Origin of the sequence: Hymenobacter sp. (assembly GCF_035709525.1) — a bacterium.
Lineage (GTDB): Bacteria > Bacteroidota > Bacteroidia > Cytophagales > Hymenobacteraceae > Hymenobacter.
Window position 1 is genome coordinate 1 of sequence record NZ_DASTEP010000178.1, and the last position, 6,301, is coordinate 6,301.

Here is a 6,301-nt window from a genome sequence, read left to right on the forward strand (position 1 = left end):
CGTCTCTACACATCGCTAATTGCTTACTGTTCCGTAGTTTCATCAGCGGCTTTCTTGGCAACGGCTGCTTTAGGAGCCGCTTTTTTTGCAGTGCCAGCGGCTTTAGTGGCGGCGGGCTTTTTGGGCGCTGCTTTGGCTTTAGTCTTGGGCGCTTCGGCCTCAGGCTCGGTGGCGGCGGCTTCGCCGCGCTTGGTTACGCGGCTGCGGAGGTTGCCGGCCAGGTCTTGCACCTGCTTTTCGAATTGCTTGCGCTTGGCTTCGCCGGTTTGGCGCAGGTCGTCCATTATTTTCTGGCCTTCCTGCTCCGAGAGCTTGCTTTCCTGCACCAGCTTGTCTAGGGCAGTTTGCACACGCTTGTTGCCCAGGGCCAGCAGGCCCACGCCGGTGTTGATGACTTTTTTGAGCATATCGTCCATGAGAGCGTCTGTTGAGGTTGAAAGAAACGTGAAAAGCTACTGGCGGCTAAGCTACTAAGCCGGCGGCGAGTATGCCGGCTGCTGCCCGCGCTTGCCCAAGCGGTGGCCCCGGTAACCCTTGATGGCCAGCGGTATCCAGCCCAGCAACGGCACAAAGTACGCCAGCACCAGCGGGTTGCGCCACAGCAGCTTCCAAAACGCGCCCGGCTTGTCCAGATTTAATGAAAAGCCGCGCTCGCCATTCTTCACGTAGCGCCGCTCAAACTCGGTGAAGGCGGCCGGCCAGGCAAAGGGCAGAAAAAATGGAAAAAAGCGCCGGTTTTCCTTGATGCGCTGCCACAGCTCGCGCCAGCGGTAGGGCCGCTGGCCATGGGCCTGCACGGCAGCATCGAGCTCGGTTTGCATCAGCTGGCGCACCTGCTCGCTCAAAGCCAGGTACTCGTCGCGGGTTAGCTCGTCGTGCTTTTTGCTGGTGAGCTCGCTGGGGCGAATGCGGGTGCCCATCACGTAGGTGAGCTGGCCGGGCAGCGCCAGGTAAAACGCCCAGGGCTGCACCAGCACCAGCAGCAGCAGCACGGTGAGCGGCAGGAAGGGAATCCCGATTTTCTTGGTCAGCCGGTTTATCGGCTCGAAGCTGTAGGCATATGGGTTAAGATACTCGGCATTAACGGTATAGAACGGCATAATGTCGGTATCGTGCTGCAAGCTCATGCGCAGCATACTGGTAGCCAGGCGCTGGAGCTGGTACTTGCGGTTGAAGCCCTTGCCGATGCCCGGCACGCCCTCGGGATACACCATGAGGTTGTGCGTGGGGTTGTGCATCATGGTCTCAAAATTGGGCGTGGTAGCCTCCACGCAGCCGCATTTTTTCCAGAAATGCTGCACCAAGTACGGGTTCATAAGAGCCGTTTTGGAGAGCATGGGCGCCGACATGGGCCGCGGCATAGTGTGGTAGTGCTCGGGCAGCGCCCGGAACAAGTGCGCCAGCACCACGATGGCATCCCACGGGAAAGCCATGCCCGAGTGGTTGGAGGCGAAAATCAGCGGCCGCTCCGGGTTGTTGCGCTGGGGGAAGGGTGCAAAGCCCACCAGCCGCGACCGAAACCACACTCGGTCAAGCAATTGCAAAATGTTCTCGTCGATAGACCTGGTAAACTCCTCGTCGAAGTAATCGCGGTAGATGTGCTGGTAAGGGCGCAGCGCGGGCGGGAGCGTTTCCAAGTAATAAAGCTGAGCAATAAGCTAGTACGAAGCGACCCGTCCAGGCGACGATTCGCAACCCAAAGCTACGGCTAGCCTACCCATTGCGGCGCGGCGGGCAGGGCTAAATCTGGCGGCGTAGCACCAGCGTGGCGGTGCGCAGCTCGCCATCGGGGCGGCGCAGCACCAGGTGCAGGCGCTGGCCGTCCTGCGCCCGCAGCAGCCGCGCTATCTCGGACAGCGAGAGCAAAGCCGCCGGCAAGGCATTGATAGCCAGCAATTCTTCGTCGGGCTCGATACCCGCCGCCGCCGCCGGCGAGCCCGGCACCACGCCCACTATCAGGCAGCGGCGCAGGCCGGGGCCGGCGGCCAGCAGGTCGAGCCCGCTCATGTCGTGCTCGAAGGGCCGCTGGTAGTGGGCATTGGGGCGCAGCAGCAAGCGCTGGTGCGGGTAATCGATAACAAGGTTGAAGCGCTTGAGCGCCTCGTAGCCTAGGTTGCCCTGGCGCTGGGCCTCCTGCCGGCGCAGGCGCAGGTGCACCTGCCCCGAGTCGGGAAACGACGTGAGCACCTGCGGCAGTTGGTAGCGCCCGAGCTGCACCGCCCCTACCCGCCCCAGATAGCCCGTAATGACGCCACTGAGGCCCCGGCCCAGGTCGGCGCGCAGGTGGGCGGCGGGCAGGTGCATGCGGCGGTCGGCGGTGGTTTCGAGGCTGAGGGCGTGGCCAGCGCCGGTGTCGAGCAGCAGTTGCAGCGGCAGCGAAAGCTCGGCGGGGGCCGTGGGGGCCGTGGCCGGCAGCTGCGCCACGCCAGCTTCTACGTAGGCTTTGCCCTGCGCCAGCGTCAGCGGCAGGCTTTCCCAGCGGCGCGGGGGCTGGTAGCGGGCGGGCGCGTGGCACACCAGCTGCCCCCGCAGCGGCCAGATGGCCACGGCAAACGACTTGAAAAACTCGCTGCCCAGAATGCCATCGATGCGGGTGCCCGCGTAGCCCGAGAGGTTCAGGGCGTCTTCCGACAGTATCAGCCAGCTCATGCTCGGGGCCACCACGCCCGGCAGCTCCACGCGCAGGGCGTTGGTGCGGTAGGCGCGCAGGGGCGTGTCTTCGCCGCCCGCGCCCACCACACGCAGCTCCTCGCCCAGCGTCAGGTGCAGCGAGTCGGCCAGATTTGGATTGGTAATGAGGCTATTGGCTACGCCCGTATCGAGCAGAAAATGGTAGGAACCCAAGCCATTCAGCTGCGCCGCCACGATTATCAGGTTGCGCTGCATGTCAAATTTCAGCGCGGCCTGCCGCGCCCTGGGCCGCGCCAGCTGAAAAACCGGGCCGGGCTGCGCGTGGGCCTCCAGGCCCGGCCCCAGCAGCGCCAGGGCCAGGGCCAGCGCTACCCCGCGCAGGGCCGCCAGTCTTACTACCAGAAGTGCCAGAAATCTCATCGCGGGCGGCGGTTGCAACAGCGCCGCTTAAAGCTACAAAGCCCGGCGAATTAGTGGCTCACCCGGGCTTCATTTCAAGCATTTTATTATGCTAACCACTTACCCATAAAGCGATTGCCTACAACTGCTCCCACGGCCCGGCCGGGTCGTAGTGCAGCGCGCCGTGCGCGATGCGCAGCGGGGCAGCCACGTTGTTGTGGTAGAGCTGGCCCGTGCCCAGGCCCTGGGCAAAGCCCGCCACCTCGTACTCGCCCGTGAGCTGGGCCACGGCGTTGAGGCCCACGTTCGACTCCAGGGCCGAGGTTATCCACCAGCCCAGGTTGTGCGTTTCGGCCAGGCTTATCCAGTGGCGGGTGGCGGCGTGGCCGCCCAGCAGCGTGGGCTTCAGCACAATATAGGGCGGCTGCACCTCGGCCAGCAGCGCCGCCTGCCGGGCGGGGTCGGTGAGGCCGATGAGCTCCTCATCAAGTGCCACCGCGATAGGCGACTGCCGGCACACCTCGGCCAGCGCCGCCCACTGCCCGGCCGCGATGGGCTGCTCGATGGAATGCACGTCGAAGCGCGCCAGCTGCTCTAGCTTGCCCAGCACCTCGGCGGGGCTGAACGCGCCGTTGGCATCGACGCGCAACGTCAGCTCGGCGGCGCTGGCCTCGGCCCTGATTTCGGCTAGCAAGGCCAGCTCGGTGGCGAAGTCGAGGCTGCCGATTTTCACTTTCAAACACGAGTAGCCCGCCGCCAGCTTCTGCCTGATTTGCGCGCGCATAAAAGCAGCGTCGCCCATCCACACCAGGCCATTGATGGGAATGCCGGCCCGGCCTTCGCTGAACGCATTGGCGTACAGCTGGTGCCGGCCACCGCGCGCCAGGTCGAGCGCCGCCGTTTCGAGGGCAAAGCGCAGGGCCGGCTCGTCGGCCCCGGTTAGCGCCAGTGGGTCCAGGTCTTCCAGGAAAGTGTAGCGCTGCTGGTTTACGCGGGCGCACAGCTGCTGCACCCGCGCCTCAAAATCGGGGCCGTAGTCGGGGCTGAGGCCGGCCAGCGGGGCGGCCTCGCCCCACCCTACCCGGCCCGAGCTACGCAGGTCGCGCAGCGCCAGGTAGTAGGCCACGTGCTCGGTAAGCGCGCCGCGCGAGGTGCGGGCCGGAAAATTGAATTGCAGCGCCCGCCGCTGGTAAGATAACGTCAACATGCCGCAAAGATGCCAGCCAAACCGGCGTTTGGCGGCAGCAAAAAGCGACCGGACAGCTATGCCGCCCGGTCGCCCTATTCTATTCGGTAAAATAATTACGCAATGCTGCGCTTACGCGCTGGGGTCGGTTTTCTTTTTGCCCCGGCGGCTAATCTGGCCACCTTTGCGGCCGGCTTCGCGGGCCTCTTCGGGCGAGAAGCGGTGGCCGCGGCCGCTCTGGTGCGAGGCGCGGCCGCCTTCGCTGGCGATGCGCTTTTGCTGCTCGGGCGACATGGCGGCGAAGCCGCGGCGGCTTTTCTCGCCAATGCGGTTGGCGGGGCGTAGGGGGCGTTTAGAATCGGCCGATGAAGCCGAGGTAGGAGTGGTTGCCATAGGGAGGTAGGAAAATAAGAGGAAAAGCTTGTTTTGCCGAAAGAATAAATGAAGCTAAACAACCGCGCAGCAAAGTAACAAATAAATACTACTTATACTTTTAGAAATACCACATATTACTTAGGAATATCTACGTACTAACCGTAGAGTTTTGCCTGATTCCGAGGTGGCCCGAATGGGTCACCAAAGGCGTTCTTAGTATCTTACTAGCCAGCTTATTTCTAACTGCTACGTTTTGTGATTTTAGTTTTGTCGCGCCTCCTGCTACTGTCCTAAAATAGTCGCAGCATTACCAGGCCTTTAATATTAATTTATTTTTTTTAGCACATGATGCCTACCTCTTTACCCGCCACTAGCGCGCCGGCTATTTTTCCTGCAACGTCTACGCCGCAGGCACGCTACCAGGTTGTGCGTGCGCAGTCGGTGGCGCTGGTGCAGCCCCTGCTGCCCGAAGACACCGTGGTGCAGCCCGCCCTCGACGTGAGCCCGCCCAAGTGGCACCTGGCGCACACCACCTGGTTTTGGGAAACCTTCCTGCTGAAAAGCTACCTGCCGGGCTACGAGGTCTTTCACCCCGAGTATGCGTTTCTGTTTAACTCCTATTACAACTCTTTAGGTTCCAGAGTCAATCGGGCCGACCGGGGCACGCTCTCGCGCCCGCCCCTGGCCGACGTGTACCGCTACCGCACTTACGTAGATGAGCACATGGCCGCCCTGCTCGCCAACCTGGCCGACCTGCCCCCCGCCGCCACCGAGCTGCTGGAGCTGGGCTTGCACCACGAGCAGCAGCACCAGGAGCTATTGGCTACGGACATCAAGTATATCCTCAGCACCAATCCCTTAGCGCCGGGCTACCTGGAGAGTTCTGAGTCAGGAGTTTTGAGTTTTGAGTCAGCTGCTGCGATGGACACTACCAACTCAAAACTCAAAACCCAAAACTCAAAACTGCCGCCGGCTACCTGGCTGCCGGTGCCGGGCGGCATCTACGCCGTGGGGCACCAGGCGGCGGGTTTTTCGTTTGATAATGAGCTGCCGGTGCACGAGGTACTGGTCGCGCCATTTGTGCTGCAAAACCGGCTGGTGACGAATGGCGAGTTTCTGGAGTTCATCGAGGCTGGAGGCTACCGGCAATTCCAGTTCTGGCTGGGCGAGGGCTGGGACTTGGTGAATCGGGAGGGCTGGGCGGCCCCGCTCTACTGGTCGAAAACCGCCGAGGGCCAGTGGCTGCGCTACGGCCCGACCGGCCTGGAACCGCTGAACCTGACCGCGCCAGTGTCGCACATCAGCTTCTACGAGGCCGATGCCTACGCGCAGTGGGCCGGTGCCCGCCTACCCACCGAGGCCGAGTGGGAAGCAGCCGCCCGCCACTTCGACGCCCGGCCGCAGGGCGGCAACTGGCTTGAAACCGGGCACTTCGACCCGCAACCGCTACCTGCCGATGCCGACCCCACGCAGTGCCACCAGCTGCTCGGCGACTGCTGGGAGTGGACCTACTCGGCCTACCACCCCTACCCCGGCTACCAGCGCGCCGCTGGCGCGCTCGGCGAGTACAACGGCAAATTTATGCTCAACCAGTTGGTGCTGCGCGGCGGCTCGTGCGCTACACCCGAAAGCCACATCCGCCTCACCTACCGCAATTTTTTCCACGCCGACAAGCGCTGGCAGTTCACGGGCCTGCGGCTAGCTAAGTAA

General features: G+C 63.1%; 6 protein-coding genes. 1 reads left to right on the forward strand and 5 read right to left on the reverse strand.

The annotated features are described in order from the left end of the window. Positions 1-23: 23 nt before the first annotated feature. From VFO93_RS16030 to VFO93_RS16050, 5 genes are all read right to left on the reverse strand, one after another. Positions 24-416 (reverse strand): hypothetical protein, encoded by a 393-nt coding sequence (locus VFO93_RS16030; RefSeq protein WP_325135379.1) that lies wholly within the window; start codon positions 414-416, stop codon positions 24-26. 54 nt (positions 417-470) lie between these two features. Beyond that, complete coding sequence (locus tag VFO93_RS16035) at positions 471-1,637, reverse strand: hypothetical protein (protein WP_325135380.1); 1,167 nt, start codon at positions 1,635-1,637, stop codon at positions 471-473. 103 nt (positions 1,638-1,740) lie between these two features. After that, a complete protein-coding gene (locus VFO93_RS16040; protein ID WP_325135381.1) occupies positions 1,741-3,051 on the reverse strand; it encodes an aspartyl protease family protein in 1,311 nt (436 codons plus the stop codon). 118 nt (positions 3,052-3,169) lie between these two features. Then, entirely contained in the window at positions 3,170-4,237 is a 1,068-nt protein-coding gene (locus VFO93_RS16045; RefSeq protein WP_325135382.1) for an o-succinylbenzoate synthase, read from the reverse strand. A 111-nt stretch (positions 4,238-4,348) separates the two neighbouring features. After that, positions 4,349-4,609, reverse strand: a complete 261-nt coding sequence (locus VFO93_RS16050; RefSeq protein ID WP_325135383.1) for a general stress protein — start codon at positions 4,607-4,609, stop codon at positions 4,349-4,351. A gap of 327 nt (positions 4,610-4,936) precedes the next feature. On the opposite strand from VFO93_RS16050, the gene egtB reads away from it, so the two are divergent. Further along, complete coding sequence (egtB, locus tag VFO93_RS16055) at positions 4,937-6,301, forward strand: ergothioneine biosynthesis protein EgtB (RefSeq protein WP_325135384.1); 1,365 nt, start codon at positions 4,937-4,939, stop codon at positions 6,299-6,301.

Excerpts from the sequence above, each read along its gene's own strand:
- VFO93_RS16045 (WP_325135382.1), bottom strand. The coding sequence starts at position 4,237 with ATGTTGACGTTATCTTACCAGCGGCGGGCGCTGCAATTCAATTTTCCG.
- egtB (WP_325135384.1), top strand. The coding sequence starts at position 4,937 with ATGATGCCTACCTCTTTACCCGCCACTAGCGCGCCGGCTATTTTTCCT.
- VFO93_RS16030 (WP_325135379.1), bottom strand. The coding sequence starts at position 416 with ATGGACGATATGCTCAAAAAAGTCATCAACACCGGCGTGGGCCTGCTG.
- VFO93_RS16040 (WP_325135381.1), bottom strand. The coding sequence starts at position 3,051 with ATGAGATTTCTGGCACTTCTGGTAGTAAGACTGGCGGCCCTGCGCGGG.
- VFO93_RS16050 (WP_325135383.1), bottom strand. The coding sequence starts at position 4,609 with ATGGCAACCACTCCTACCTCGGCTTCATCGGCCGATTCTAAACGCCCC.